General features: G+C 71.3%; 25 protein-coding genes. 15 read left to right on the top strand and 10 right to left on the bottom strand.

The window, feature by feature from the left end:
- The first annotated feature begins 355 nt into the window (after positions 1 to 355).
- Both OHB21_RS19535 and OHB21_RS19530 read left to right on the top strand, forming a co-directional pair.
- Complete coding sequence (locus OHB21_RS19535) at positions 356 to 526, top strand: RidA family protein (protein WP_324192039.1); 171 nt, start codon at positions 356 to 358, stop codon at positions 524 to 526.
- 223 nt (positions 527 to 749) lie between these two features.
- Complete coding sequence (locus tag OHB21_RS19530; RefSeq protein ID WP_232331821.1) at positions 750 to 2,195, top strand: metallophosphoesterase; 1,446 nt, start codon at positions 750 to 752, stop codon at positions 2,193 to 2,195.
- A 227-nt stretch (positions 2,196 to 2,422) separates the two neighbouring features.
- Here the strand turns inward: OHB21_RS19530 and OHB21_RS19525 are convergent, their stop codons facing one another.
- The gene (locus OHB21_RS19525; protein WP_195126476.1) at positions 2,423 to 3,748 is read right to left on the bottom strand and encodes an MFS transporter; all 1,326 of its coding nucleotides are present in this window, start codon (positions 3,746 to 3,748) and stop codon (positions 2,423 to 2,425) included.
- Between the two features lie 30 nt (positions 3,749 to 3,778).
- Positions 3,779 to 4,726, bottom strand: coding sequence for a quinone oxidoreductase family protein (locus tag OHB21_RS19520; protein WP_195126475.1), 948 nt, complete (start codon positions 4,724 to 4,726; stop codon positions 3,779 to 3,781).
- 29 nt (positions 4,727 to 4,755) lie between these two features.
- Here OHB21_RS19520 and OHB21_RS19515 point away from each other — a divergent pair, with 29 nt between their 5' ends.
- Entirely contained in the window at positions 4,756 to 5,430 is a 675-nt protein-coding gene (locus OHB21_RS19515; RefSeq protein WP_324192038.1) for a TetR/AcrR family transcriptional regulator, read from the top strand.
- A 43-nt stretch (positions 5,431 to 5,473) separates the two neighbouring features.
- Here the strand turns inward: OHB21_RS19515 and OHB21_RS19510 are convergent, their stop codons facing one another.
- Positions 5,474 to 7,198, bottom strand: a complete 1,725-nt coding sequence (locus OHB21_RS19510) for an ABC transporter ATP-binding protein (protein WP_195126473.1) — start codon at positions 7,196 to 7,198, stop codon at positions 5,474 to 5,476.
- A complete protein-coding gene (locus OHB21_RS19505; RefSeq protein WP_195126472.1) occupies positions 7,195 to 8,952 on the bottom strand; it encodes an ABC transporter ATP-binding protein in 1,758 nt (585 codons plus the stop codon). Before OHB21_RS19505 ends, OHB21_RS19510 begins: the two co-directional genes overlap by 4 nt.
- Positions 8,953 to 9,193: 241 nt before the next feature.
- On the opposite strand from OHB21_RS19505, the gene OHB21_RS19500 reads away from it, so the two are divergent.
- Positions 9,194 to 9,883: a TetR/AcrR family transcriptional regulator gene (locus tag OHB21_RS19500; RefSeq protein ID WP_195142131.1), complete on the top strand. Its 690-nt coding sequence runs from the start codon at positions 9,194 to 9,196 to the stop codon at positions 9,881 to 9,883.
- Here the strand turns inward: OHB21_RS19500 and OHB21_RS19495 are convergent, their stop codons facing one another.
- Together OHB21_RS19495 and OHB21_RS19490 are read right to left on the bottom strand one after the other, a co-directional pair.
- Complete coding sequence (locus OHB21_RS19495) at positions 9,884 to 10,279, bottom strand: NUDIX hydrolase (RefSeq protein ID WP_067511247.1); 396 nt, start codon at positions 10,277 to 10,279, stop codon at positions 9,884 to 9,886.
- Positions 10,280 to 10,435: 156 nt separating this feature from the next.
- On the bottom strand, positions 10,436 to 13,810 hold the full coding sequence (locus tag OHB21_RS19490) for a BTAD domain-containing putative transcriptional regulator (RefSeq protein WP_195126471.1): 3,375 nt from the start codon (positions 13,808 to 13,810) through the stop codon (positions 10,436 to 10,438).
- A gap of 103 nt (positions 13,811 to 13,913) precedes the next feature.
- Here OHB21_RS19490 and OHB21_RS19485 point away from each other — a divergent pair, with 103 nt between their 5' ends.
- From OHB21_RS19485 to OHB21_RS19470, 4 genes are all read left to right on the top strand, one after another.
- Positions 13,914 to 14,519, top strand: coding sequence for an NADPH-dependent FMN reductase (locus OHB21_RS19485; RefSeq protein ID WP_067511249.1), 606 nt, complete (start codon positions 13,914 to 13,916; stop codon positions 14,517 to 14,519).
- Positions 14,516 to 16,093, top strand: a complete 1,578-nt coding sequence (locus OHB21_RS19480; protein ID WP_067511250.1) for an MFS transporter — start codon at positions 14,516 to 14,518, stop codon at positions 16,091 to 16,093. Before OHB21_RS19485 ends, OHB21_RS19480 begins: the two co-directional genes overlap by 4 nt.
- 227 nt (positions 16,094 to 16,320) lie before the next feature.
- Entirely contained in the window at positions 16,321 to 17,826 is a 1,506-nt protein-coding gene (locus OHB21_RS19475; protein WP_067511251.1) for an MFS transporter, read from the top strand.
- A gap of 30 nt (positions 17,827 to 17,856) precedes the next feature.
- Positions 17,857 to 18,435 (top strand): TetR/AcrR family transcriptional regulator, encoded by a 579-nt coding sequence (locus tag OHB21_RS19470; protein ID WP_195126470.1) that lies wholly within the window; start codon positions 17,857 to 17,859, stop codon positions 18,433 to 18,435.
- Positions 18,436 to 18,547: 112 nt separating this feature from the next.
- Here OHB21_RS19470 and OHB21_RS19465 read toward each other — a convergent pair whose 3' ends face one another.
- Positions 18,548 to 19,228, bottom strand: a complete 681-nt coding sequence (locus tag OHB21_RS19465; RefSeq protein WP_195126469.1) for a TetR/AcrR family transcriptional regulator — start codon at positions 19,226 to 19,228, stop codon at positions 18,548 to 18,550.
- 183 nt (positions 19,229 to 19,411) lie between these two features.
- On the opposite strand from OHB21_RS19465, the gene OHB21_RS19460 reads away from it, so the two are divergent.
- The 3 genes from OHB21_RS19460 to OHB21_RS19450 all read left to right on the top strand — a co-directional run bounded on the left by OHB21_RS19460 (position 19,412) and on the right by OHB21_RS19450 (position 20,515).
- Entirely contained in the window at positions 19,412 to 19,786 is a 375-nt protein-coding gene (locus OHB21_RS19460) for an MFS transporter (protein WP_324195172.1), read from the top strand.
- A 147-nt stretch (positions 19,787 to 19,933) separates the two neighbouring features.
- Positions 19,934 to 20,101, top strand: a complete 168-nt coding sequence (locus tag OHB21_RS19455) for a hypothetical protein (RefSeq protein WP_228801577.1) — start codon at positions 19,934 to 19,936, stop codon at positions 20,099 to 20,101.
- A 51-nt stretch (positions 20,102 to 20,152) separates the two neighbouring features.
- Positions 20,153 to 20,515, top strand: a complete 363-nt coding sequence (locus OHB21_RS19450; protein WP_067511255.1) for a hypothetical protein — start codon at positions 20,153 to 20,155, stop codon at positions 20,513 to 20,515.
- Between the two features lie 25 nt (positions 20,516 to 20,540).
- Here the strand turns inward: OHB21_RS19450 and OHB21_RS19445 are convergent, their stop codons facing one another.
- Entirely contained in the window at positions 20,541 to 21,002 is a 462-nt protein-coding gene (locus OHB21_RS19445; protein ID WP_067511256.1) for a nuclear transport factor 2 family protein, read from the bottom strand.
- A gap of 88 nt (positions 21,003 to 21,090) precedes the next feature.
- Here OHB21_RS19445 and OHB21_RS19440 point away from each other — a divergent pair, with 88 nt between their 5' ends.
- The gene (locus tag OHB21_RS19440; RefSeq protein WP_195126468.1) at positions 21,091 to 21,663 is read left to right on the top strand and encodes a TetR/AcrR family transcriptional regulator; all 573 of its coding nucleotides are present in this window, start codon (positions 21,091 to 21,093) and stop codon (positions 21,661 to 21,663) included.
- A 106-nt stretch (positions 21,664 to 21,769) separates the two neighbouring features.
- On the opposite strand, the gene OHB21_RS19435 is transcribed toward OHB21_RS19440, so the two are convergent.
- The gene (locus OHB21_RS19435; protein ID WP_067511258.1) at positions 21,770 to 22,258 is read right to left on the bottom strand and encodes a Dps family protein; all 489 of its coding nucleotides are present in this window, start codon (positions 22,256 to 22,258) and stop codon (positions 21,770 to 21,772) included.
- Positions 22,259 to 22,365: 107 nt separating this feature from the next.
- Positions 22,366 to 23,622, bottom strand: coding sequence for a diaminobutyrate--2-oxoglutarate transaminase (gene ectB, locus OHB21_RS19430; protein WP_067511259.1), 1,257 nt, complete (start codon positions 23,620 to 23,622; stop codon positions 22,366 to 22,368).
- Positions 23,623 to 23,769: 147 nt separating this feature from the next.
- On the opposite strand from ectB, the gene OHB21_RS19425 reads away from it, so the two are divergent.
- Genes OHB21_RS19425 through OHB21_RS19415 form a run of 3 tightly spaced genes read left to right on the top strand, consistent with a single transcriptional unit; the run spans position 23,770 to position 26,439 of the window.
- Positions 23,770 to 24,624 (top strand): ABC transporter permease, encoded by an 855-nt coding sequence (locus tag OHB21_RS19425; protein WP_232331823.1) that lies wholly within the window; start codon positions 23,770 to 23,772, stop codon positions 24,622 to 24,624.
- Complete coding sequence (locus OHB21_RS19420) at positions 24,617 to 25,447, top strand: ABC transporter permease (RefSeq protein ID WP_067511260.1); 831 nt, start codon at positions 24,617 to 24,619, stop codon at positions 25,445 to 25,447. Before OHB21_RS19425 ends, OHB21_RS19420 begins: the two co-directional genes overlap by 8 nt.
- Entirely contained in the window at positions 25,444 to 26,439 is a 996-nt protein-coding gene (locus OHB21_RS19415; protein WP_195126467.1) for an ABC transporter ATP-binding protein, read from the top strand. The genes OHB21_RS19420 and OHB21_RS19415 overlap by 4 nt, the downstream gene beginning before the upstream one ends.
- The last annotated feature ends 46 nt before the right edge of the window (positions 26,440 to 26,485 follow it).

Raw genomic sequence — 26,485 nt, 5'->3', positions numbered from 1 at the left:
CTCCCGGCACGATAGCCGAAACCCGGGCCCGGAAGTGGCGGACCGCGCACTTCGGTACACACCACGAGCACGGGTACCCCCGCACTGGCACACTCCACAAGGCACCGACGCGGGGTTGCCCGATATTCGCCGTTCGGCCACGAAACGGCTGTGACGGCGGACAATGGACGGATGACGCCGGAGCAGCGCCGCACCGACGCCGCACCGAGCTGGGCTTGGTACTCCCACCCGAGCCGCGCCTGCCGCCGCACGTGTCCGTCCCCTTCCGGTGGGTGCGTGTCGTCGGCGGCCAGTGCTTCGTCAGCGGACACGGCGCGCTCGACGGGTCGGGGCGCCCGCGCCGCCGTTCGGCCGCGTGCCCTCCGAGGTGTCGCTCGAGGACGCGCAGTCCTCGGCGCGCTCGGCCGCGCTCGCGATGTTCGCCGCGCTCCGGCGCGAACTCGGGAGCCTGGACGCGATCCGGGCGTGGGCGCGGGTCGACGGCTTCGTCAACGCCGACGCGGGCTACCGCAGACGACCGCCGTGATCAACCCGTTCTCCGAACTCGTGCTCGAGGTGTTCGGAGAGACGTCGGCGCGCACGCCCGCACGGCGATCGGGGTCACGGCGCTGCCGATGAATCTGCCCGTGGTGGTGTCGGCTCAGCTCGTCGTCTGACGGGGGCCGCCGACCTGCGCCCGAGCGCAACTACGGCCTGAACGCGTAGATTCGGCGGGGTCGGGAGTTTCGGGAGTTCCGGAAGGTATTCGCGTGGGAACGGTTCTTGCGGTGCTGGTGGGTGTCGTGATGCTCGGCATCGTCGCCGGGATGCACTGGTATGTGTGGCGGCGGTTGGTGCGAGACAGCACGGCGACCGGGTCGCTGGGCAGGCGGCTCGGGACCGGGGTGATCGTGTTCGGCGGGCTGTCCCTGGGCGCCATGCTGGCGACCCGGATCGGCGATGTGCCGTTCGCGCTCGTCCGGGTGGTGTCGACGGTCGGGTTCCTGTGGGCGGCGGTGCTGATCTACCTGTTGCTCGGCGTGCTGGTGGGGGAAGTGGTGCGGCCGCTGCTGGCGCGGTTGCCGTTCCGGTCGAAGGACGGTCGGGCGACGAGCACGGCGAGAGACCTTGCAGCCGTGGGAGATTCGGCCGAATCCAAGGGTGCCGCTCGGGCACCGAGCGATCGTGAAACGCCTGCGCTCACCACCGGATCCGCGTCCTCCGCGACGGACACACCCGAGCGCGCCCACGCCGGAACCGCCACGACCGAGCGAACTTCGTCCGAATCACGAACCGCCGGAACGGCTCCCGCGTCGAACGAAACCGTGGCGGTCACCCCCGCCTCGCCCGCCACGGAGCAAGCCGAAACCACAACACAACCCACTCCCCTCTCCCGCCGGGTGTTCGTCAGCAGGGCGCTCGCCGGTGTCACCGCGGTGGCGGCCGTCGCGACCGTGGGCGGCGGCACCTACGGCGTACTCAAGGGCCCGGCCGTCAACTATGTCACCGTGCCGCTGCGCCGATTGCCCGCCGACGCAACGGGATTCCGCATCACGCTGGTCAGCGACCTGCACCTCGGCCCGGTCCTGGGCCGCGACTTCACGCGGACGGTGGTCGACGCCGTCAACGGCACCCGTCCGGATCTGATCGCGATCGCGGGCGACCTCGTGGACGCGTCGGTCGCCGATCTCCGAGACGCCACCGCGCCACTGGCCGACCTGCGCGCCCCGCACGGCGTGTTCTTCGGCATGGGCAACCACGAGTACTACTCCGGCCCGGACGAATGGATCGAATACCTGCCCTCACTCGGCATGCGGGTCCTGCTGAACAGCCGTGTCTCGCTGGCGAGTTTCGATATCGCGGGCGTGGACGACGTGGAAGGCGAGGCCTACGGCCGCGGTCCCGATATGGCGGCGACCCTGCGCGGCCGAGACACCACGCGCCCGTGCGTGCTGCTCGCCCACCAACCGGTCCTGGTGCACGACGCCGTCGACCACGGCGTCGACCTGCAACTGTCCGGCCACACCCACGGCGGCCAGCTCTTCCCCGGCAACCTCCTCGCCGGCCTGGCCAACCCGACCGTCGCGGGCCTGGAACGCTACGGCGACACCCAGCTCTACGTCACCCGCGGCGCAGGCGCCTGGGGCCCGCCCACCCGCGTCGCCGCCCCCTCCGACATCACGGTGCTCGAACTCGTGCCGGACACGTCGGTGTAGCACCGTGAGCCGCTGATCATCAGTGGAACAACGCATTCGGCGAGCGCACCGGAATCGGATCGCCGGCAGCGTCCGACACCGCGACCCGGCCGGTGCGCCGTGTCAGGACTCCTTCGCCGGTACCGGCGCCTCGACCGCCGTTCGGCACTTCCGCAGCGCGGCGGGCACGGACGCGGCTACTCGAGGAGAGGCGGCAGCGGTTTTTCGACCGCGACTGTCTGCGCGCGTCAATCCAGCTCAACCGCGGCCGGATGATCGACCGGGGTGCCATTGCCCACGCGTGCCGGGTCGAAGCGATACCGCAGGGTGATCGGGATGAGAAGCGCCACAAGGATTGCCGCGATGACGACCAGGACGCCGCCACCGGAGACAGCGAGGGTGGTGCCGACCGAGGCCGCCGTGACGCCGTGGGCGAGGTCGCCGAGACGCTGGCCGCCTGCGACAGAGACGTTGAACAGCCCCTGGAGGCGGCCGCGCATGTCGTCGGTGGTGAGTTGCTGAATCATGGTGGAGCGGAAGATGACCGAGATCAGGTCGCCCACGCCCGCCAGGACGAGGAAGAGGAGCGCGGGGATCAGGCCGCCGCTGCCCAGCAGGGCGCTCAGCCCGAAACCGGTGATGCCCACGCCCCAGATGACGACGCCGACCACCACCGCCGCGCCGTGGCGGCGCACCCGCGACACCCAGCCGGAGAAGGCGCCGCCGAGCACCGAGCCGATCGCCAGCGCGGCGAACAGGACGCCGACGACCATTTCACCGTCCCCGCCCGCGGCGAAATGGTCGTCGGCCAGTTCCGGGAACAACACCCGGGGCAGTCCCGCCACCATCGCGACGAGATCGAGGAGGAACACGGCCGCGAGCAGCCGCCGCGAGGAGAGGTAGACCAGGCCGGACCAGATCTCACGAACCCCGGACGCGGTGACCCGTCCGCTCGGCGGTAACGCGGGCAGGCGGTAGGCCGCCCACACCGTCGCGAGCATCGCCACCGAATCGAGCAGGTAGGCGTAGGCGGGGCCGCCACCGGCGAGAAGGACTCCCGCACACAGGCTTCCGGCGATTCCGCCGATCTGGATGACCGTCATCTCCAGCGTGTTCGCCGCCGCGAGCCGATCGGCGGGCAGAATGCGCGGGAAGATGGCGTTGCGGGTCGGCTGGTTCACCGCGATGCACGCCTGCTGGAACACCAGGACGGCGTAGAGCAGCCAGACGTTGTCCAGCCGCAGGAAGGCCTGCGCGGCCAGCAGCGCCGTCGCCACGACCATCCCGGCCGAACTGGCGAGCAACAGGGTGCGCCGGTCGAGCACATCGGCCAGTGCCCCGCCCCACAGCCCGAACACCACCAGCGGCGCGAGCACGAACACGCCCGCCAGTCCCACGTAGGCCGACGATCCGGTGATCGCGTAGATCTGGAACGGCACCGCGATCACGGTCAGCTGCGCACCGGAGACCGACACGATCCCACTCAGCCACAATCGCCGGAACTCCGGGTGGGACAACGGTTTCCGGTCGATGAGCACCGCGCCGAGCCGGATGTCGCCCATCGTCTCCCCCATCTTCGCTTGCGCGGCGGTCGTTCACCGGGTTCACGGCACCAGGACGATCTTGTGCCGCACCCGAGCCGACCGCTCCCATGCCCGCGCCACCTCGGCCAGCGGGACGCGCTCGCAGTCGACCCGCAGCTCGCCCCGATCGGCCCATTCCGCCAGTTGCCGGTACGAGCGCGTCATGGCCTCGGGCCCGTGGTGGACCGGCATGAACCCGACGACCGTCGCGCCGAGCGAGCGCAGCACCTGCGCGGGCAGCGACGCAGAAGCCCCCGCGCGGTCGCCCACCTGCACCAACCGGACGCCCGGATTGCCCGCGGCCAGCGCGGCGACGGCCGGATCGCCCCAGGTGTAGTCGACCACGATGTCGACCCCGCCGCCCGAGGCCCGCCGGATCGCCTCGGTCAGACCCGCGATGTCCGACCCCCCTGCGGTCGACACCGTCGCGGTCGCGCCGAGTTCGATCGTGTCGGCCAGGGCTTCGGGGTCGCGGCCGACGACGGTGATGGTGCCCGCGCCGAGCAACCGTGCCGCCTGCACCGCGAGCCTGCCGACCACCCCACTGCCACCCAGCAGCGCGACGTGCTCCCCCGGGCGCATCCGCGCGGCATCGGTGAGCGGCATGAGGGCGGCCATCCCGCTGTTGCCGAGGGTGGCCGCGACCGGGAAGTCGACACCGTCGGGTATCGGTATCGCGAAACCCGGTGGTACCACGGTGTATTCGGCCATCGCACCGAAGGGCGCGAGCGGCCTGCCGAAATAGACGCGCCGGTTGTCGGCGGTGACGCCGGCGCCCTCGATCCCGGTGATCACCGGGAAGGACTCCGGGCTCAGGTAGTGCTCCCCCGCGGCGGTGATCCGGTCGATGGCGTTGATCGTCGCGGCGGCCACCTCGATCGCGGTGGCGCCGGGAAACGCGGCCGGATCGGGGGCGTCGAACTCCCCGTACTCCGGTGCGCCGAAACGACGCAGAATCGCGGCCTTCATGCCGCCCCCATTCGATGAATCAACATTCAGTGAATTACGATTCATCACAGTACACTGCCCGGGAACGCTGTCAAGGAGGGATCGACATCGCCACATCGGCCGGGCCGACGCGCAGGCAGTTGCAGGCGGCGCGCACGACCAGCGAGCTCAAGTCCGCGGCGCGGGCGGTCTTCGCGCGCCAGGGGTACCTCAACACCAAGATCTCCGACATCACGGCGGAGGCGGGGCGGGCGGCGGGCTCGTTCTACAACCACTTCCAGAGCAAAGAGGACATCCTCGCCGCGCTGGCCGACGACATCGGCGCCGACGCCGACGTGCGGGCCGAGCGCACACCGGCCACCCGCACCGGCGACGACCCGGCCGCCGCGCTGCGCCGGACCACCCGCGCCCACCTCTCGATCTTCTGGCACACTTTCGCGGCGAACCGGGACGTGATCGCGGCGATGGATCAAGCCGCGCTGGCCGCGCCCGCCTTCGCCGAGCGGATGCGCGCCTTCCGCGCCGAACAGCTGCGTCCGTGGGTGGCGTGGCTGGGCGAACTGGCCGCGGCGGGCGTCCGGCTGCCCGCCGACCCCGAGGTGACGGCGGGCATGATCGCCGCGGCGGCGGAGTCGATGGTCCGGTCCTGGACGGGCGATCCGGAGCGCGGGATCGACAGTCTGGTCGCCTTTTTTGTCGATGGGCTCAGGGCGGGGCGCGGGTAGAGGAGCGCTGCGATGCGGACGGGTCCGCGCACAAGCCCCTACCTCACACCGTGATTCGCCACCCCCGCGCACGCTCGCGTTCCCGCCAGAAGTCGCGGTAGCGCCCGGGCGCGGCGAGGAGTTCGGCGTGCGTGCCCACCGCCGTGAGTTCGCCGCCGTCGAGGACGAGGATCTGGTCGGCGCCCGCGATGGTGTGCAGGCGGTGCGCCACCACCAGCACGGTGCGGTCGGCGGCGAGGGTGCGCAGGGCGTCGGTGACGGCCGCTTCGTTACCGGGGTCGAGGGCGGCGGTCGCCTCGTCGAGCAGCACGATCGGGGCGTCCTTGACCAGCGCGCGGGCGATCGAAATACGTTGGCGCTCACCGCCGGAGAGGTTCGCGCCGCCCTCGCCGACGCGCGTGTCCCACCCGTCGGGCAGCCGGTCCACGATCTCGTCCACGCGCGCCCGCCGCGCGGCCTCCCGGATCTCGGCGGTGGTGGCGCCCGGCCTGCCGACGCCGATATTGGCTTCGATGGTGTCGTCGAACAGGTAGACATCCTGGAACACCAGCGCGATCTGGTCGAACAGGGCGTCGGCGGCGTACTCGCGCACGTCGACACCGCCCACCGTCACGGTGCCCGCGTCGGCGTCCCAGAAACGCGCCACCAGGCGCAGGATCGTGGTCTTCCCCGCGCCGGACGGCCCGACGATCGCGGTGACCGTGCCGGGGCTGGCTTCGAAGCTGATGTCCCGCAGCACTTTCCGGTCTCCATACCCGAAGGTGACGCGATCGAAGTACACCGTGCCCGGTGTCGTGGCACGCAGCGCCTCACCTTCCGGCAGCGGCGGGACGCGGAGCACTTCATCGATCCGGTCGAGGTCTTCCGCGGCCATCCGCAGCGCCGCCGCGTGATCCACGATCTCGACCAGCGGACCGAGGAACCGCGTGACGAGCACCAGCAGCGCGACGAGTTCGGCCGCGTCCAGCGACCCGCCGAACGCCAGCAGCACCCCGGCCACGATCAGCGCGAGAAACGCGATCTGCACCGCCACCGAGAACAGCACCAGCGCCGACACCGCGCCGCGATTCATCTCCCCGTAGGCGCGGCGCTGCCCGGTGAGCGCGTCGTCCAGCAGCCGGTGCCCCTCACCCGTGCGGCCGAAGGCGCGCAGAACCGGTTGGCGCTGCGCGAATTCCACCACGCGGCTCGCGGCCTCCACGGCGGTCGCGTCGATGGCGTCGAAACCGCGGGCGATCGCGGACTGCGCGGCGCGGTGCGTGCCCAGCAGCGCCACGCCCGCCACGACCAGCGCGAGGCCGAGCACCGGGTCGAACGCGATCATGCCCACGGCCACCACGGCGGGCGTGACCGCCGCGCTCACCACCGGCTGCATCAGGTGCGCCGGCACGCCGATGATATTGGTGGTGCCCTGCGAGACGGAGTGCGTGAGACGGCCGGTGCGGTCGGTGTCGAACCAGCCGAGCGGAAGCTTCGCCAGGTGGTCGCCGATGCGGTGGTGCAGGCCGAGCAGCAGCAGGTCGGCGACGCGCTGACCTTCGATCGACTGCACGTAGAACGCAACGCCCGACGCCGCTGCGGCCACTGCCAGCCCGGCCAGCCAGGGCATCGCGGCGTCGCGGTCGCCGTCGAGCAGCGGGCGCAGCACCGGGACCACGAGCAGCACGCACAGGCCTTGCAGCACCGAGAACAGCACGATCAAGCCGATCCAGCGCGCGAACAGCGGCCGGTCACCGGGATCGACGAGGCGGAAGAGCTTGGCGATCATCGTGATTCCTCCCAGGCGGGGGTCTGGGCGCGCCACAGGCGCGCGTATTCGCCGTCGCGGGCGAGCAATTCGTCGTGGGCGCCCGATTCGACGACGCGGCCGCGCGCGAGGACCACAATGCGGGCGGCGTCGCGAATCGTGTTCAGGCGGTGCGCGATCACCAGCAGTGTCCGGCCGGCCACCAGGCGTGACAGCGCGTCCTGCACGGCCGCTTCGGATTCGGGGTCGGCGAAGGCGGTGGCCTCGTCCAGCACCAGGACGGGCGCGTCGGCGAGCAGCGCGCGGGCGATCGAAACCCGTTGTGCTTCACCGCCGGAGAGGTGGGCGTCATCGCCGACCACGCTGTCGTAGCCGCGCGGCAGGGCCGTGACGCGGTCGTGGATCTGGGCGGCGCGTGCGGCCCGTTCGACCTCGGCGAGCGTGGCGTCCGGCCGGGCCAGGGCGATATTGTCGCGAATGCTGGTGCGCAGCAACGACGTTTCCTGGAAGACGAAGCCGATCTGCCGGTAGAGGTCGCGTTCGGCGATCTCGCGGACATCGACGCCGCCCATGCGCACGGCGCCGTCGGTAACATCCCAGAAGCGCGGAAGCAGCCGTGCCAGTGTCGATTTGCCGGAGCCGGACGGCCCGACCAGGGCGGTCACCGTTCCTGGTTCGAGGGTGAGGTCGACGCCGTCGAGCACGTCGGTGCGTCCGTCGTAGGAGAAGCGCACGCCGTCGAACTCGACGCGCGCCCCGTCCGGCGACTTCGGCGCCGTGGCGGGCGGCAGCTCCGGCGTGCGCAGCAAGGCGGCCAGGCGCCCCGCCGCAGCGGTCGCCGCTTGCAGCGACAGCGCGCCGAAACCGAGGGCGGTGATCGGCGCGCCGAGGCCCACGGTCAGCATGGCGAAGGCGACGATGTCGACGGGGTCGGAGCCGAGCCACACGCCGCCCGCCAACGCGGTGACGAGGAGGACGGGCGGTGAGATCACGGTGGCCGCCAGCGCCTCCAGGCCGCGCAACGGGACGAGCCATTCGCCGAGGAATCGGGCGAGATCGTCGCCGGCCCTGCGGTATCGGTCCTGCGCGCTGCCCGCGCCGCCGAACGCCTTCACCACCGCGATCCCGTCCACGAATTCCACGACGGCGGCGCCCAGCCGGTCCAGTTCGGCGCTCCACCTCCGCTGGCGCTCGGCCTCGCCGCGCGTCATCAGCGCCACCGCCGCACCCCACAGCAGGAACGGCACGAGGCTCAGCCCGGCCAGGCGCCAGTCGAGCCAGAACAGGTAACCGAGCGCGGCCAGCGGGGTGACCACCGCCGCGACCAGGTCGTTGAACGCGTGCGCGACCACGTGGTGCACGGCGCCCACGTCGTCGGTGAGCGCCCGCTTGACCCGGCCGGAACCGCGGTCGGCGAACCAGCCGAGCGGCACGCGGCCGAGGTGCGCGGCCATTTCGCGACGCAGCCGCAGGCCCAGGTCGGCGTCGGCGGCGTGGCTGAGGGTGTAGGCGGCCGCGCTGCCGAAGGTGCGCACGGCGAACGCCGCGACCGCGACGGCCACCCACGCCCAGACCGCGCCGCGATCCGTGGGGCCGTCACGGAGGAATTCGCGGGCGATCTCGACCACGGCGACGAAGGGGGCGAGTCCGGCGAGGGAGGCGGCGGCTTGGAGTGCGGCCGCCGCGATCAATCTGCCGCGCACCGGGCCGAGGACGACCCCGAGGCCTCCTTCTGGCTGGTTCGCCTCGTCCGGTGTCGGGCTCGGCGCGGTCATGCCCGCACCTCGCCCGGTCGGTGGGCAGCGCGCCGGATGCGGTTGCTCATGGGTCCCCGTTCCAAATTAGATCAGTGTTCTAATTTGGAGTGTACCGATGGGCGGAGCGGGCGCAAGGGGTGCGCGGGCGTCCAACCGGACCGAGCGAGGTTCGGTGCGAGTGCACGGCCGGCAGCCGCACCGGACCGGTGCGATTCGGCGGCGATCAGGGCCGCCCGACGTGCCCGCTAGGGTGGCGGGCATGCCCAGCGGTACCAGGCGCGCCTATCGGACCGGCCTCTCGCGCGACGCGATCGTGGCGGCCGCGGCCGCGCTCACGGCCGAACGCGGGCTCGACGGGTGGAGCATGCGGGAGCTCACCGCCCGGCTCGACACGTCGCTGTCGGTGATCTACCACCACGTGGGCGACCGGGAGAAGGTGTGCGCGGCGGTGGTCGACAAGGTCTACGCGGAGATGAATCTCCCGACGGACGACGAGGATTGGCGCGCGCTGCTGCGAAACATGCTGTACCCCATGATCGATCGGCTCGCCGAGTATCCGGACGTGGCGTCGTGGTTGCTGCGCAACGGGCCTCGCACCGAGCAGCTGGTGCCGGTGATGGACGCCGGGGTGTCGCGCATGCTGGAGGCGGGCTGGGGCGAGGAGGCGGTGACCGCCTACACGGTGGCGTTCAACACCTGCCTTGGCCTGATCGCCTTGGGCGACACTCGTTTTCCCGACGGCAACGACCCCGGCCTGACCGCGCTGCTGGACTCCCTGGACGCCCACCCCGGCCCCGGCGCCGAGCAGATGCGGCGCATGGCCGCGCGTTTCGCCTCCGGTGCGGCCGAGCGCGCCGCCGCCCACGCCGAATACTGCCGCTACGCCCTGGATCGGGTACTCGACGGACTCGAAGCCCGGCTGACCCTCATCCAGGGTGACCGCGCCTGATCAGTCGATGAGGCCGAGCGACTGCAAGTGGCGGAAGACCAGCATCGAGCCGGGGGCGACGTGGGTCATGGCGGCGTACTCGGCCACGGTGAAGTAGCGGAGTTCGGCGATCTCGCCGCTCGGGTGCGGGTCGCCGTCGAGGTCGGCGGTGAAGCAGGTCATGTGCAGGCGGGTGCCCGGCGCGTGCCCGTACGCCTCGGCCTCGAAATCCCCCAGGTGCGCGTAGGCGGCCACCCCGACCCCCAACTCCTCCCGGATCTCCCGGTGCAGCGCCGCCACCGGCGTCTCCCCCGCGTCGATCTTCCCGCCCGCCATGTAGAAGACGTCCTTACCGGTGGACCGCGCCTGCAACAGGCGGCGGTCCCGAACGTGCGCCAACGCAGCCGTGCGAATCATCTCCCCACAGTAGAACGGGCGTCGCCCGCGGCGAGCGGAGGGCCGGTCGCCGACGATCCGGCGCGCCGAGCGGATTGTCGCGGCTGGGCCGATGGCGTGACGCCCCGACGTGGCCGGTCCGCCTCCACAGTGGGCACCTCACCGTGGAGCGGCACCTCACCGTGGAGCGGCGCCTTGCCGTGGCCGATCAGCCTCACCTACACGAGGTGGAGACGTGGCACCTTCGGCGAAGGCGGCATCGAAGCCGTCCGCTCCCAAGGATTTTCGGGCCGCACCGGTGATGCGGTCGACGTCGAAGCGTTCGGCGGACGGGAGCGGGGCGCCCACCGAGCGGCGGGCGGCGTCGGCGGCGCCGAGCAGGCGGGCGGCCGAATCCGGGTCGCCCAGCAGCGTTTTCGCGCCAGCCATGCCTTCCAGCGCGAGGGCCAGGGCGCGGGGGCCGCCGCCGGTGGCCAGCGCCATGCGGTAGCCCTGTTCGTGCAGGCCGAGGGCCGTCGCGCCGTCGCCGCGGAGTTCGGCGATGAAGCCGAGTTCGGCCAGCGGGGTGAGGGCGGCGAAGGTGTCGGACGCCCGTTCGCCGGTCACCCAGGGGGTCAGCAGCCGTTCGGCGGTGGTCAGGTCGCCCCGCCTGCGCGCGACGAGCGCCATGCCGAACTCGGCGTAGCCGATCAGCCCCGCGTTGCCCTGGTTCACGGCCAGCGCCCGGGCTCGCTCGTGGTGGGCGTAGGCGGTGTCGAGGTCGCCGGTCAGCATGATGACCCGGCCCAGAGCGGACAAACGTCCGGCGATCTCCGGATCGAAGGACAGGTCCTCCGCGATCCGCAGGCCGGTCGACTGCAATCGGATCGCCTCGGCGTAGTCACCGAGGATCTCGGAGGTCCCGGCCAGGGTGTCGAGCGCTTGCAGTCGCCCCCAGCGGTCGCCGAGGGCGGCGAACAGTTCCTCCGCGCGCCGGGCGTCGCGGCGTGCCGTGGCGATGTCGTCGCGCAGCGACGCATAGCTCGCCAGGGTGGAAAGCGCGGCGGCGCAACCCCATTCGTCGCCCGCCGCCCGGCACGCGGCCAATGCGACCTCCGCCCAACGCGTCGCGACACCCATATCGCCGAAACCCCAGCGCGCGAAGGAGAGAAACCAGTGCGCCCGCGCCCGGCGCGGATTGTCGGGACCGAGCAGGTCCAGTGCCGCCTGCCCCTCGTCCTCGACCGCGGCACCGGGTCGCGACCACAGCGCCAATCCCGTGCGCCACACCGTGACCCCGGCCCGCACGTCGTCGTCCCCGCCGGGCAACGCCAGCGCGGCGTCGGCCGCGTCGAGCGCGACCCCGGGCCTGCCGCGCAGGAACCAGTACCAGGCGAGCGCGTCCACCAACCGCAGACGCCGGTCCACCGGTGAACGTGCCAGCGCCGCTTGCATATTCGCCTCTTCGGCGTCCAAGGCGCGCAGCCACGTGCCCTGCTCGCGCCCCCGCAGTCCGGGCTCCGCGCACTCGGCGAACCCCAGGAAGTACTCCGCGTGCCGCTCGCCGAACCGCTCGTCCTCCCCCGCCTCGGCCAATCGCTTGCCCGCGTACTCGCGCACCGACTCGAGCAGGCGATACCGGTCGCCGTCGGCCCGGACCAGCAGCGACCTGTCGACCAGTCGGGCCATCACCCCGGCCACATCGGCCACGGCGATCCCGGCTCCGCTCTCCGCCCCGCCGCCGACTCGCGCGCCACCCTCGTGCCCGAAACCCTCCGGCCCACGAACGCTCGGCCCGGAACCCGATACGCCACCGTCACCGCCGGAAGCCGGTACCCCTTCCCTCTTCGCGGCGGTCGAATCACCTTCGGCCGCAATCGCATTCCCCTCCGCGCAGGGGGACTCCACCGACGCGCGCGATCGCTCTGCGCACACCTCCTCCGCCGCCTCGAGCGCGCACCCGCCCGCGAAGACCGACAACCGGCGCAACACAACCTGTTCGGGTTCGGTGAGCAGCGACCAGCTCCAGTCGATCATCGACCACAGCGTGCGCTGGCGTTCGGGGACGCCGGGGCGGGGCGCGGACAGGGTGCGGAACCGGTCGCACAGCCGCACGGTCAGTTCGCCGAGACCGAGCCCGGGGAGACGGGCGGCGGCGAGTTCCAGAGCGAGAGGGATGCCGTCGAGACTTTCGCAGATCGCGAGGACCTGCGGCTCGGTGTGCTCGTCGAGGACGAAGCCCGGGTCGGCGTCGGCGGCGCGTTCGGCGAACAGGAGCGCCGCGCCGCTCGGAGGCAGCGGCGCCACCGGGAACAGCGCCTCGCCCGCCAGCCCCAACGGTTCCCGGCTGGTCGCCAGCACCACCAGGCCCGGCGCGGCGGCGAGCACGCGGCCCGCCACCTCGGCGGCCGCGCCGGTCAGATGTTCGCAGTTGTCCAGCACGAGCAGGCCGCGCACGTCGCCGATCACCGAGATCAGCTGCGCCAGCGCGTCGGCGGACCCCGCCCCGGCGCCCACGCTGGTGCCCGCCTTCGCCCCGAGCGCCGTGCCGATCACACCCGCTACGGCCGCGACGGATTCGCCCGCGCCCAGCCCGGCGAGTTCGGCGAACCGCACCCCGTCCGACAGCCGCTCCGCCCACCGCGCCGCCGCGGCCAGCGCCAGCCGGGTCTTACCGACACCGCCGAATCCGGTCAGCGTGACCAACCGCGCACCCGCCAGCCGCGCCACGACGCGCTCGACGTCCTCGTCGCGCCCGATCAACCGGGTCAGCGGCGCGGGCAGCGGCGGCGGCCGGTACCCCGCCGACGGCACGGGCGCCGAACGCAGGGAGGGGCTGTGCCGCAACATCTCCCGGTGTAGTTCGACCAGCTCCGGTGACGGGTCGGCACCCAGTTCGTCACGCAGCCCGGTGCGCAACTCCTCGAAGACGACCAGCGCCTCGTGCCCCCGCCCCGACCGGTACAGCGCACGCATCTGCGCGGCGCGCATCCGTTCCCGCAGCGGGTGCCGGGCCGCCACCTCGGCCAATTCGTCGGCCAGCAGTACGTGTTCGCCGAGTGCCAGCAGCGTCTCGGCGCGCTCCTCGACGGCCGCGATCCGCTGGTCGTGCAACCGGGCCACCACCGGCTGCGCGGTGAGCGCGTCGCCCAGATCGGCGAAAGCCGGTCCGCGCCAGAGGTTCAGCGCGTCGTCGAGCAGTGCCGCCCGCGCGCGGGCATCGCCCTCGGCGCGCGCCCGCTCCACCAGTTCGAGAAACCGTCCGGCGTCGACGGCCGTGCCGGGCACGCGCAACCGGTAGCCCGCCGCGTCGAACACCACCAGGTCGCGCCCGCCCGGCTCGGCGTCGTCCAGAACGCGCCGCAGCTGGGACACCTTCGCCTGCACCGCGCCCTTGGGATCGGCGGGCGGGCGCGCACCCCACAACTCCTCGATCAACCGGTCCACCGGCACGGGCTCGCCCGACCGCAGCAGCAGATGGCCCAGCAGCAGCCGGACCTTCAGTTCCGGGACCCGCACCGGCTCATCGCGCTCGGTGCGCACCTCGAGTTGGCCGAGCACACCGAAACGCACGCCGCCGACGTTACCGGACCTCGGACGCACCCGAAGCGCGTCCGAAGCGAACCCGAACCGCCCGGCCGCACCCTCGGGACGGATTCCGAACGAGGAGGACGCAATGCCCGACGACACCGCACCGATCCGGTTGGCCGTGCTGATCGCGAGCACCCGCACCGGACGTTTCGGCCCGACCGTGGCCGAGTGGTTCGCCGCCCGCGCGCGGGCCCGCGCGGACCTGAAGGTCGACGTGATCGACCTGGCCACGGCCTGGCTGCCCGAGGTCCTGGCCGGCGACGACGTCACCGAACCGCCCGCGCCGGTGCGCGAGCTGTCCGGCTGGCTCGACGCCGCCGACGCGTTCGCGGTGGTCACGCCGGAGTACAACCACAGCTTCCCGGCCGCCCTCAAGACCGCCATCGACTGGTTCTCCGACGAATGGCAGGCCAAACCCGTCGGCTATGTCAGCTACGGCGGGATCAGCGGCGGGCTGCGCGCCGTGGAGCAGTTGCGGCTGGTGTTCAACGAGGTGCACGCCATGTCGGTGCGCACCAGCGTGGCGTTCCCGAACTACCCCGAGCTGTTCGGCGACGACGGTGAACCCGTGGACGCGCCGCGCTACGACCGCTACGCCGACGGCATGCTGGACGAATTGGTCTGGTGGGCAGAGGGTTTGCGCCGCCAGCGCGCCCACCGTCCGCTGCGGGTGACCGGAGGCGGGCAGTGACCGCGCAGGAGATCCCCGCGAAGGCGGGCCGGCGGGAATGGCTGGGCCTGGGCCTGCTCGCCGCACCGCTGCTGGTGCTCGCGCTGGATGTGAGCGTGCTGTTCCTCGCGACCCCGCACCTGTCGGCCGAACTGCGCCCGAGCGCCACCCAGCAGCTGTGGATCCTCGACATCTACGGCTTCCTCATCGCGGGTTTCCTCATCACGATGGGCGGCATCGGCGATCGGATCGGCAGGCGCAGGCTGCTGCTCCTCGGCGGCGCGGCGTTCGCCGTGGCGTCGGTGATCGCGGCCTACGCGCCCAGCGCGGAACTGCTGATCGCCGCGCGGGCGCTACTGGGTGTCGCCGGCGCGACGCTGATGCCCTCGACGCTGGGGCTGATCTCCACGATGTTCCGCGATCCGCACCAGCGCACCTTCGCCATCGCGATCTGGATGACGGTGTTCTCGGCGGGCGTCGCGATCGGCCCCGTGGTGGGCGGTGTCGTGCTCGAATTCTTCTGGTGGGGTGCGGTTTTCCTGATCGGCGTGCCGGTGATGCTGGTACTGCTGGTCTTCGGACCCGCGCTGCTGCCCGAACACCGGCAGGCCGACGGGGCCAAGCGGATCGACCCGCTCAGCGTCGGATTGTCCTTGGCGACCATGCTGCCCGTGGCCTACGGCGTGAAAGAGATGGCGGCGCGCGGTGTTTCGGTGGACGCGGTGCTCGTGCTCGTGGCCGGGATCGTGGCGGGTGTGCTGTTCGTGCGCCGTCAGCTGCGGTCGCCGGACCCGCTGCTGGACGTGCGGCTGTTCACCCGGCGCGCCTTCGCGGGCGCGGTGGCGCTGATGATGCTCGGCACGCTCACCGTGAACGGCATCTACTACCTCACGCCGCAGTACCTGCAACTCGTCCGCGACATCTCGCCCCTCGGCGCGGGCCTGTGGCTGGTGCCGGTCGCGCTGGTCTCGGTGGTCGCTTCGCTGCTCACGCCGCGTTTCGCCCGGCGCTACGGCCGCCGGGCCGTGCTGGCCTGCGCCGCCCTCATCGCGGCGGGCGCGTGCGTGGGCATCCTGTTCATCGGGACCGGCACCGCGTTGCCCCTGGTCCTCGCGTGCGTGGCGCTCGCGACGTTCGGCGCGACCCCCACCGGCGTCATCGGCACCGACCTGGTGGTCGGCTCGGTGCCGCCGGAACGCGCCGGGTCGGCGGCGGCTGTGTCGGAGACCGCCGGGGAACTCGGCGTGGCCCTCGGCATCGCCACCACGGGCAGCCTGCTGGCCGCGACGTATCGCTCGCGGCTCCCGGAAGCCGCGCCCGACGGCCTGCCTGACGGTGTACTGGACAACGCGCGGGAAGGTGTCGCGTCGGCGCTCGACATCGCTGCGGGACTCCCCGGCGAGCTGGGAGCGGCACTCGCCGAGGCCGCCCGCTCGGCGTTCACGGCCGGGTTCGCGCTGGCGGGCGCGTTCGGCGCGGTGCTGCTGCTCGGGGTGGTGGTGCTCGCGAGGACGGTGGTCCCGGCGGAGACGCCGGACCCGGAAGAGGCTGAAGCGCAGGACGATTCGGCCACTGCCGGGGTCCCGCCCGCTTGATCCCGGAACCGGCCGGCCCATCGAATGCGCCTCGCGCTTTCGGTGGGCCGGCCACCTCGGAACCGGAGGGGCATCCGCAGCGGAACTCGTCATCCGAGCGCGGCGCCAACTCCGCCCGACGCATCCGGTTCCGAGATCACCTCGCCCGGCGTCGGCCCTCGCAGAGATATTTGAACGATAGTTCTATTTGTACTATCGTTCAAATATCTCATCCCGAGGAGGACCGCATGACCCGCACCGGCACCCGACCCGCCACCGCGCGCCAATGGGCGGGCCTGGCCCTGCTCGCCCTGCCCACCGTGCTGCTCGGCCTCGACCTGACCGTGCTCTACCTCGCCCTGCCCGCCCTGTCCGCCGATCTCGACCCGACGGCGACCCAAACGCTGTGGATCATGGACTCCTACGGCTTCTTCATCGCCGGATTCCTGCTCACCATGGGCACACTCGGCGATCGGATCGGCAGGCGACGACTGCTGGTGCTCGGCATGGCCGCGTTCGCGGCGGCGTCGGTCCTGGCGGCGTTCGCCCCGACCGCCGAGGCGCTGATCGCGGCGCGGGCCCTGCTGGGCATCGCGGGCGCGACGCTCATGCCCTCCACGTTGTCGCTGATCGCGACGCTGTTCCCCGAGCCGCGACAGCGCGCGGTCGCGATCGGCGTGTGGGCGACGATGTTCGCCCTCGGCATGGCCGCCGGACCCGTGGTGGGCGGCCTGCTGGTGGAGCGGTTCTGGTGGGGCGCGGCGTTCCTGCCCGCGCTGCCGATCGCGGTGATCGTCCTGGCCGGCGCGCCCCGGCTGCTGCCCGAGTACACCTCGCCCGGCCGCGGCCGGCTCGACCCGGTCAGCGTCGCGTTGTCGCTGGCGATGCTGCTGCCCGTCGTCTACGCGGTCAAACATCTCGCGGCGCACGGTCCGGACGTCACGGTCGTCCTGACCGGCGGGGTCGGCATCGCGGCGGGAATCGCGTTCGTGCGCAGGCAGATACGCCTCGATGATCCACTGCTGGACGTCACGTTGTTCACCGACCGGGTGTTCGCGTCGGCGTCGGCGGTGCTGCTGGCCGGGCTCGTCGGTGTGGGCGGGGCGATGTATCTGGTCACGCTGTACCTCCAAATGATCGCGGGCCTGTCCCCGGCCGCCGCGGGGTGGTGGATGGGGCCGCCCGCGCTGGCGATGTTCGCGGCGGCGATCGGCGCGCCGCTGCTGGCCAGGCGGGTGCGGCCCGGGTGGGTCATGGCCGGCACGCTGGGCGGTTCGGTGATCGGCTACGCGCTCCTGGCGACGGCGGGGACCGACAGCCGTCACGCCGTCGTGCTCGGCTTCGCGTTCATCTACGCCGGGCTCGGCGCGATCGCCGCGCTCGGCACCGATATGGTGGTCGGCGCCGCGCCGCCCGCGAAATCCGGTTCGGCGGCGGCGGTTTCGGAGACGGTGCAGGAGTTGGGCCTGGCCGTCGGCGTGGCCGTGCTCGGCAGTCTCACGACCGCTCTCTACCGCGCTCGGGTGCGGATTCCCGAGGGGACACCGCCCGAGGTGGCCGACCGGATCGGCGAGAGCATCGACGCCGCCGTCGCCGCGGCCGACCGCGCGCCCGCCGCCGCGATGGACAGCGCCGCCGCCGCGTTCACCACCGGCCTGAACGTGTCCGCGGCGGTGGCGGGCGTGGCGATCGCGGTGGTAGCGGCGCTGTGCGCGGTCGCGTTGCGCGGGATCCGGCCCCTCGGCGGCGGGTGAGCGTCGTCTAGCCTGTGGGCAGGAGGGCGCATGGGCGAGGAGGACGTGATCACCGACGGGCGGATCACCGACGGGCGCAAGGCCAGAGGCCAACGGCGCCGCGCCGAGATCATCGACGCCACACTGACGATCGTGCGGCGCGACGGGGCGGCCGGGGTCACGCATCGCACCGTCGCCAAGGAGGCGGGCATCCCCACCAGCCTCAGCACCTACTACTTCGCCACCCTCGACGACCTGCTCGTCGCGGCGCTCACGAGCGTCGCGGAGAACTACACCGCCCGCATCCGCGGCATCATCGACGGCCGCGACGACAAGCTGCGCGGCCTCGCCGAACTCATCGCCGAATCGGCCGGTCCGGGGCGCGACCGGGCGCTGGCCGAACGCGAACTGTCGACCATGGCGGCGCGCAGGCCCGCGCTGCGGCCGGTCGCGCGCCGCTGGCGGGAGAATGTCGCCGAACTCGGCGGGCACTGCACCGACGACCCCGAGGCGATCGCGTCGCTGGTCGCGACGTCCGACGGGCTGTGCACGGCCGTGCTGCTGGACGATATGCCCGCCGATGTCGAGCACATCGAGGCGGTGTTGCGCCGAGCGATCGGAATCGCTTGACGCGTGAGCGGATCCGCGACGCTCGACCCGGCGGCGCGCGGGTGGTCGCACTCCCCGACAATCGAGGAGCCCACTGGGTAAGGCGAACAACAGGATTCGCTGAGCGAGCCACTCACCCGCGCGGGATGCCGAGCACCATCCCGTCCACGAACTCGGCCACGGCGGTGCGGGCGCGGAACTCCTCGCGCATCCGCGACAGTTCCGGCAGCAACTCCCCGACGCGGTCGAATTCCGCGAACTCGTCCGGTGCCACCAGATCGCTCCACAGCGGGCGCGGGTCCCCCGCCGCGGCGGCGGCCGCGCGTTCGTCCGGGACGCGGCGCATCATGAGCTCGCCGAGCACGAAACGCCACATCGCCGAGTACATGTAGGTGCCGTGGCGGATGTCGGCACCGAGTTCCATTGCCGCGCCGACGAACTCGTCGAGGATCCACATCGCCGCGCGACCGAACGATTCGCCCGCGACGAGTACGTCCACCACCCACGGCAATTCGTGCAGCACCTCGATGACGTGCATCGCGAGGGTGATCAACCGGTCGCGGGGCGAGTCCGGCAGGTCCGGGCGCGGCACCCGCTCGGCCTCCTCGCTCAGCACGGCGATGAACAGCTGCGCCTTGCCCGGGAAGTGGTGGTAGACGGCGGCGGTGCTCACACCGAGTTCGTCGGCGAGTCTGCGCATGCTGAACCCGGCCGATCCGTCCTGTTTCAGCATGCGGGTGGTGGCGGCCACGACTTCCTCGCGGGTCACCCGCACGGGGCGTCCGCGTCGCCGGGGTGTAGTCGCGCCTGTCATGGGCCCATTCTTCGATGCGAAGGTCTCGACAGCGAGGTAAGGCTGTGCTGACCATAATAAACACACGCGTTACTAAATTATGGAGGTCGCCGTGACCACACGGACCGGAACCGGGCGGGCTGGACCCTCGCCGCCGTCTTCACCGTGATGTTCCTTGTGTCCCTGGATCTTTCGATCGTCAACGTGGCACTGCCGGATATCGACGCCGAGTTGGACTTCTCGGCGTCGGGGCTGAGCTGGGTGCTCAACGCCTATCTGCTCCCCTTCGCGGGCCTCATGCTGTTCGGCGGCCGCTTGGCCGACTTCACCGGGCGGCGCACGCTCCTGCTCGCCTGCCTCGCCGTGTTCGGAGTGGCCAGCGCGTGGGGCGGGTTGGCCCAAGTCGCACCGGAATTGCTGGCGGCGCGGGCCATTCAAGGTGTGGCCGCGTCGGTGCTGGCGCCGATGTCGCCGGCGTTGGTCACCGCGGAGTTCGCCGAGGGGCCGGCACGGTCCGGGGCCATGGCCGCGCGTGGGGCGGTGCGGACGCGGCCGGCGGTGCGGCCGGTGTGGTGCTGAACGGGTTGCTCACGGAGTACGTGGGGTGGCGCGCCGTGATGTGGGTGAACGTGATGTTCGTCGCGGTGGCGGTGTTCGCCGTGCTGCGCGGCGTGGACAACGCGGTGCGCGGGCCGCGCGGCAAGCTGGATCTGCCCGGCGCCGTGCATGGTGGACGCCTTCGGCGAGGACGCCGCCGACGCGGTGCTCGACGTGACCGGCGGGGATGTCAACGACGAACTGCGGACCGTGCGCGACACCGTCACCCGGCTCACGGGCGCTCCCGGTCGCTCGTTCCGGCAGTGGGCCGAGGAGAACGCCGCCGCCTTCCGCTGAGGGGGGATATGAGTTGACCTCGAGTTCGGTTGATGTTTCAGGATCGGGAGCATGAGCATCCTGTTCCACAACACCATGAAGATCACCGACGGCCATCTCGAGGAGTTCAAGGGGGCGGTGCGTCGCGCGGTCGCCTTCGTCGAGGAGCACGGGCCGCAGCTGGTGGTGCAGGTCTTCCTGGATGAGGCGCGCGGGCTCGCGCACAGCTTCCAGCTCTACGCGGACTCCGACGCGGTCCTCGCGCACTGGAAGCTGTCCGACCCCTACATCCGGGATGTGATGGCGCACTGCACCGTCCAGTCCTTCGAGACCTTCGGCGAGATGTCCGACGACGTGCTCGACGGTCTGCGGTCGGGGCCCGCCGGCGAGGCGACCGTGCGGCCGTTCCTCACCGGGTTCACCCGATTCGCCTGACCCGGCCCGGCGGTGGCGCGCGGCGCTACCGCAGCGGAATGTCGACGCCGTGCTGGCCGGCGGGGCGCGGGCCGAAGATCCGGCGCTGCGCCTCGGCGATGGCCACGTCGTTGATGCTGGCCTCCCGTCGCGACATCAGACCCTCGGAGCTGAACTCCCACAACTCGTTTCCGTAGCTGCGCCACCACTGTCCGGCGCGATCGTGCCACTCGTACTGGAAGCGCACGGCGATGCGGTTCTCGCGAAAACCCCACAGGCTCTTGCGAAGTGCGTAATCGAGCTCGCGTTCCCACTTGGCGGTGAGGAACTCCACGATCTCCGCACGGCCGCTCACGAAGGCGTCCCTGTTGCGCCACAAGGAATCCGGCGTGTACGCGGCGGCTACGCGCTCCGGATCGCGAGTGTTCCACGCGTCCTCGGCGGCTTGGACCTTCTGCGCCGCGGTCTCCGGGGTGAACGGCGGGAAGGGCGGGCGAACGTCCGGCATGGGCACTCCTCTCACAGGTGGAGAACGAACGTTCTCCACTCCCGCGCTACAGTAGGGAACGACCGTTCTCCACGTCAAGGGAGCCCCGATGCCCGCCGCCCTCACCGCCGAGCGACAAGCAGGCGACCGCGAGGCGCTCCTCGACGTCGCCGAATCGCTGTTCTACGCCCACGGTTTCCAGTCCGTCGGCATGGACCGTCTCCGCGCGGCGTCGAGCCTGTCGCTCAAGCGCATCTACGCGATGTTCCCCACCAAGGACGACCTCGCCGTCGCGGTCCTGCGCCGCCGCGACCTCCGCTGGCGCACCCGCCTGGTCGACTACGTCGAACGATTCGCCGACCCCACCCGGCGCGTGCTCGCCCTCTTCGACTGGCTGCGCGACTGGTTCGCCGAACCCGGCTTCCGCGGCTGCGCCTGGATCAACGCGCACGGCGAACTCGGACCGACCTCCGACGCCGTGCTCGCCGAAGTCCGCGCCCACAAGGAGGCGTTCCACGCTCACGTCACGGGGTGGGTGGACGCGGCCGGATCCGATGCGGGCGAAGCGATCTACCTCCTGGCGGAGGGCGCGATGGTGACGGCGGGTATCACGGGCGATCCGGACGTGGCACGCAAGGCCCGCGACGCCGCCGAACGCCTGCTCACCGGGGCACGGCCATAGACCCGACATCGCCGCGATCAAGCCCAGGTCCCGCTTGTCCGGAAACGCAACAGCGGGGAACCCGCCGCCATGGCGAATTCCCGCTGCGCGAATTACTTCGAGCCGATCAGGCGAGCTGCGCCTGGAACATCCAGCGCTGCTTCTCCAGTTCGGCCGTGATGCCGATGAGCAGATCCTGGGTCACCGGATCGGCGGTATCGGTCGCCTCGACGCGTTCGCGCATGCGGCGCACGAGCAGGTCCAGCCGGTCGGTGATCGCCTCGACCACGTCGTGGTCGGCGAGGTAGCCGGCCGGGAACTCGGGCAGCGCCGAGGTGGCGGCCACGGTCGCGGCGCGGCCGTCGGGCGAGATGCCCAGGGCGGCGGCGCGCTCGGCCACCGAGTCGGAGAACTCGCGGGCGCTGCCGACCAGTTCGTCCAACTGGAGGTGCAGCTCACGGAAGTTCTTGCCGACCACGTTCCAGTGCGCCTGCTTGCCGATCAGCGACAGGTCGATCAGATCGGACAGGGCGTCCGCCAACACCACGCCGACGGCCTTCTGCTCCGCCTTCCCCAACGGGCTGGTGATGGGGCTCTTCGGCAGGGTCGAAGTCATTGCAGCTCCTCTCGTGGAAAGTCCTCGGTAGGGCTTTTCTGGAATGACTCCAGATTAGCCTCGGACTCCGCGGGATGCCAGCAATCAGGAGATGAGTTGCTTCACAATCAGCCGCAAACGACGTCCACGGCACTCCCCAGCAGATCGAGGCCATGATCCAGCTCGTCGTCGGCGAGCGTGAGCGGAGGCAACAGCTTCACCACTTCGTCGAACGACCCGGAGGTCTCCACCAAAAGGCCACGCTCAAAGGCCGCCTGACAAACCTTCCCCGCGCGCGACGCGTCCTCGAAGACCAACCCGTGCACCAGCCCGCGCCCGCGCGTGGACACACCGGACACCGTCGCCGCGATCCGCGACAACACCCCGGCGATCCGCTCCCCCTTCGCCTTGGTGGAACGTTCGAGCGCGTCGTCCGACCAGTAGTGCTCCAGCGCGACGCGCGCGGTGACGAACGCCGGGTTATTGCCGCGAAACGTGCCGTTGTGCTCCCCGGGCGCCCACTGGTCCAGTTCGGATTTGAAAAGCACCAGCGCCATGGGCAATCCGTAACCGCCGATGGACTTCGACAGCGTGACGATGTCGGGGGTGATGCCCGCGACCTCGAACGAGAAGAATGGCCCGGTGCGTCCGCACCCCATCTGCACGTCATCCACGATCAGCAAGATCCCGCGCGCCGCGCACAGCTCCGCCAACCGGCGCAACCATTCCGCCCGCGCGACGTTCACGCCGCCCTCACCCTGCACGGTCTCCACTATCACGGCGGCAGGTTTGTCCACGCCGGACGACGGGTCGTCGAGGGCGCGCGCCATCCACGCCAACTCGTCGCCCGACTCGAGGTACCCGTCGTAGGGCATGGGCGTCACGTGCACCAGTGGCACGCCCGCGCCCGCCCGCTTCGCGGCGTTTCCCGTCACCGACAGCGCGCCCAACGACATCCCGTGGAACGCGTTGGTGAAGTTCAGCACCGCCTGGCACCCCGTCACCTTGCGCGCCAGCTTCAGCGCGGCCTCCACGGCGTTCGCCCCGGTCGGACCGGGGAACTGCACCTTGTAGTCCAGCCCGCGCGGCGCGAGCACCCGGTCGCGCAGGGTCTCGAGCAGCGCACGCTTGGCGACCGTCGACATATCGAGCGCGTGAGTGATCCCGTCACCCGCGATGTAGTCGAGGAGGGCGCGTTTGAGCACCGGGTTGTTGTGGCCGTAGTTGAGCGCGCCCGCGCCGGCGAAGAAGTCCAGGTACTCGCGGCCCTGTTCGTCACGCAGCCAGCCGCCGCTGGCCGTGCGAAACACCGTGGGCCAGGACCGGCAGTAACCGCGCACGTTCGATTCGAGTGCCTCGAAAACGGTCGACTCGGCGACAGTCATCGACGATCCTTCCTGTCGTGCGCGACCTCTCCACATATGTGAAGTGAGTGCGTTTCTAACACTCGCGCGACGGATCCGTGGCGGTTTCGGCCGAATCCGCGCCGAACACTTCCCCGTGCCGCGCGCGGGCTGTAATGTCAACTCCTTGTGCGCTGGGGTGAGGTAGGCCGGAATTCACTGACGGCGACCACCCGCACCCGCCGCGAAACCACCCTCTACTGGCGCCTCGCGGTGGCCGGATTCCGCCGGCAATCGCAGTACAAGCTGGCCATGTTCGCCGGCCTGTTCACCAACTGCGTGTTCGGACTCGTCCGCGCCTCGGTGCTGCTGGCGGCGGTGCGGGCGGGCAGCGAGTTCGGCGGCTACGACGAGGGCAGCATGGCCGCCTACGTCTGGCTCTCCCAAGGCATGATCGCCCTCACCCAATTCATGGGCCCGCCACTGGAATTGGCCGAGCGTGTGAGGAACGGCGACGTGGCCGTCGACTTCCTGCGTCCCGTCGACATCCAATTCGCCTACCTGGCAGCCGATCTCGGCCGCGCCACGTGCGCGCTCATCCCGCGTTTCCTGCCCAGCGTGCTGTTCGGGGTGGTCACCTTCGGGCTGGCGCTGCCCGGCACGCCCGGACCCTATGTGCTGGGCCTGATCTCGATGGTGCTGGCCGTCTCGCTGTCGTTCCTCGGGCTGTTCGCCGTGGGCCTGGTCGGGTTCTGGGTGGTGGAGACGCGCGGCGTGCGGACGCTGTACCAGATCCTCGGCACCTTCCTGGCCGGGCTGTTCGTGCCGGTGCACATGTTCCCCGACTGGCTGCGCGCGCTCGCCCACGCCACCCCGTTCCCGTCCATCCTCCAGGCGCCGATCGACGTCCTGTCGGGCCGCGTCCTGGGCATGGACGCGGTGAGTGTGGTGGCCACCCAGGCGTTCTGGGTGCTCGCCATCGGCCTGCTCGGCCGGTTCCTGCTGCGCGCGGGCCGGCGCAAGCTGGAGGTCCAGGGTGGCTGAACGTCTCGGCACCGCACCGGCGGGCACCTGGTTCACCCCGTACGCCGCCGTGCTGCGCTCGCGCATCCGGGCGCAGCGCGCCTACCGGCTTTCCTTCGCCAGCGAGATGTTCAGCGCGCTGCTGGTCGGTCTCGTCGAATTCGCCGAGGTGTGGGTGATCTTCCACAACGTGCACGTGCTCGGCGGGCTGGACCTGAAGGCGGCGCTGCTGCTGTTCGGCCTGTCCAACACCGCGTTCGCGCTCGCGCAGGTGCTCGTCGGCCACCTCGACACCCTGCCGACGCTGATCCGGATGGGCACCCTGGACGCGTATCACCTACGCCCGCAACCACTGCTGGCCCAGCTCGTGACCGGCGACATCTCGCTGCGCCGCTGCGCCCGCGCCGCCGTGGCGATCGTGGTGCTGGTGATCGGCTTGGCGCACAACGACATCGCGTGGACCCCCGCCACGGTGGCGCTGCTGGTGACCACACTCGTCTGCGGCGTCCTGATGTTCGCCGGGATCTTCGTGTGCGCCGCCGGACTCCAGTTCTATCTGATCGACGGCTCCGAACTCACCAACAGCTTCACTTACGGCGGCTCCTTCGCCGCCACGCAGCCCGCGTCGGTGTTCCCGACGCCGCTGAAACTGTTGTTCGGCTTCGCGATTCCGGTCGCGTTCACCGCGTATCTGCCCACCCTCGCGCTGCTGGACCTGCCCGGCCCGGCGCTGCTGCCCGCCTGGCTCGCGTGGTGGGTCCCGGTGGCGACGCTGTGGGTGTGGCTGCTGGCCTTCGGACTCTGGCGGCTGGGCACCAGGCACTATCAGGGAGGTGGGGGATGAACACGGCGGCGGCAGGCTTACCCGACGCGATCATCGATATCGAGGATCTGACCAGGCAATTCACGCTCTACCGCAAGAACGGCCGGTGGCGCCGCGAACGTGACGTGATCACGGCCGTGGACCGGATGACCTTTCGCGTGGAACGCGGTGCGGCCGTGGGCTATATCGGCGCCAACGGCGCGGGCAAGTCCACCACCATCAAGATGCTCACGGGCATCCTGGTGCCCACCTCGGGACACGTGCGCACCTGCGGGCTGGAGCCGGTGCGCATGCGGCGCGCGCTGGCCTCCCGGATCGGCGTGGTGTTCGGGCAGCGCTCCCAGCTGTGGTGGGATCTGCCGCTGCGCGAATCGTTTTCGATCCTCGCGGCCATCCACCGGCTCGATCCCGACCTCGCCCGCAAACGCACCTACGAACTGGTCGAACAACTGGAGATGGCCGAAACCCTCGGCACCCCGGTGCGGCAGCTCTCCCTCGGCCAGCGCATGCGCGCGGAAGTGGCTGCCGCCCTGCTGCATTCGCCCGAGCTGATCATCCTGGACGAGCCCACGATCGGACTCGACGTGCTCTCCAAACAGCGGCTGCGCGAGTTCCTGCGCGCCGAACGGGCCGACCGCGGCACCACCCTGCTGCTCACCACCCACGACATGGGCGATATCGAAAGGCTCTGCGACCGTGTGCTCGTCGTCGATCACGGCCGTCTCGTCTACGACGGCACCCTGCCCGGCCTCGGCGCGACGGTGGGTGCGCGCCGGGTCCTCGTGCTCGACCTCGCCGAGCCCGCCCCCGATCTGCGCGACCTGCCCCCGGGCGCGGAACTGCTCTCCAGCGAGGCCGACGGGATGCGCCAGCGGCTGGCGTTCGACGCCGAATCCGTCACGGCCGCACAGCTACTCGCCGCCGTCGCGGATCGGGCGGCGGTGCGCGACCTGTCCATCGAGGAACCGGGCATCGAGGACGTGGTGCGCCGCGTCTACGAGAACGCCCGCTGAATACACGAATCCCCCGCATGCCGAGGCACGCGGGGGATCACCGGCC

Source organism: Nocardia puris (assembly GCF_036051655.1).
GTDB classification, from domain to species: Bacteria; Actinomycetota; Actinomycetes; order Mycobacteriales; family Mycobacteriaceae; genus Nocardia; species Nocardia puris.
The sequence above is the reverse complement of the archived record's forward strand: the minus strand, read 5'-3'. Positions and strand labels throughout refer to the sequence as shown.

Bases quoted from the DNA above. Each gene is read 5' to 3' on its own strand.
- OHB21_RS19525 (WP_195126476.1), bottom strand. From the start codon at position 3,748: ATGGGGGAGACGATGGGCGACATCCGGCTCGGCGCGGTGCTCATCGAC.
- OHB21_RS19520 (WP_195126475.1), bottom strand. From the start codon at position 4,726: ATGAAGGCCGCGATTCTGCGTCGTTTCGGCGCACCGGAGTACGGGGAG.
- OHB21_RS19510 (WP_195126473.1), bottom strand. From the start codon at position 7,198: ATGATCGCCAAGCTCTTCCGCCTCGTCGATCCCGGTGACCGGCCGCTG.
- OHB21_RS19505 (WP_195126472.1), bottom strand. From the start codon at position 8,952: ATGACCGCGCCGAGCCCGACACCGGACGAGGCGAACCAGCCAGAAGGA.
- OHB21_RS19500 (WP_195142131.1), top strand. From the start codon at position 9,194: ATGCCCAGCGGTACCAGGCGCGCCTATCGGACCGGCCTCTCGCGCGAC.
- OHB21_RS19495 (WP_067511247.1), bottom strand. From the start codon at position 10,279: ATGATTCGCACGGCTGCGTTGGCGCACGTTCGGGACCGCCGCCTGTTG.
- OHB21_RS19485 (WP_067511249.1), top strand. From the start codon at position 13,914: ATGCCCGACGACACCGCACCGATCCGGTTGGCCGTGCTGATCGCGAGC.
- OHB21_RS19475 (WP_067511251.1), top strand. From the start codon at position 16,321: ATGACCCGCACCGGCACCCGACCCGCCACCGCGCGCCAATGGGCGGGC.
- OHB21_RS19470 (WP_195126470.1), top strand. From the start codon at position 17,857: ATGGGCGAGGAGGACGTGATCACCGACGGGCGGATCACCGACGGGCGC.
- OHB21_RS19465 (WP_195126469.1), bottom strand. From the start codon at position 19,228: ATGACAGGCGCGACTACACCCCGGCGACGCGGACGCCCCGTGCGGGTG.
- OHB21_RS19455 (WP_228801577.1), top strand. From the start codon at position 19,934: ATGGTGGACGCCTTCGGCGAGGACGCCGCCGACGCGGTGCTCGACGTG.
- OHB21_RS19450 (WP_067511255.1), top strand. From the start codon at position 20,153: ATGAGCATCCTGTTCCACAACACCATGAAGATCACCGACGGCCATCTC.
- OHB21_RS19445 (WP_067511256.1), bottom strand. From the start codon at position 21,002: ATGCCGGACGTTCGCCCGCCCTTCCCGCCGTTCACCCCGGAGACCGCG.
- OHB21_RS19440 (WP_195126468.1), top strand. From the start codon at position 21,091: ATGCCCGCCGCCCTCACCGCCGAGCGACAAGCAGGCGACCGCGAGGCG.
- OHB21_RS19435 (WP_067511258.1), bottom strand. From the start codon at position 22,258: ATGACTTCGACCCTGCCGAAGAGCCCCATCACCAGCCCGTTGGGGAAG.
- ectB (WP_067511259.1), bottom strand. From the start codon at position 23,622: ATGACTGTCGCCGAGTCGACCGTTTTCGAGGCACTCGAATCGAACGTG.
- OHB21_RS19415 (WP_195126467.1), top strand. From the start codon at position 25,444: ATGAACACGGCGGCGGCAGGCTTACCCGACGCGATCATCGATATCGAG.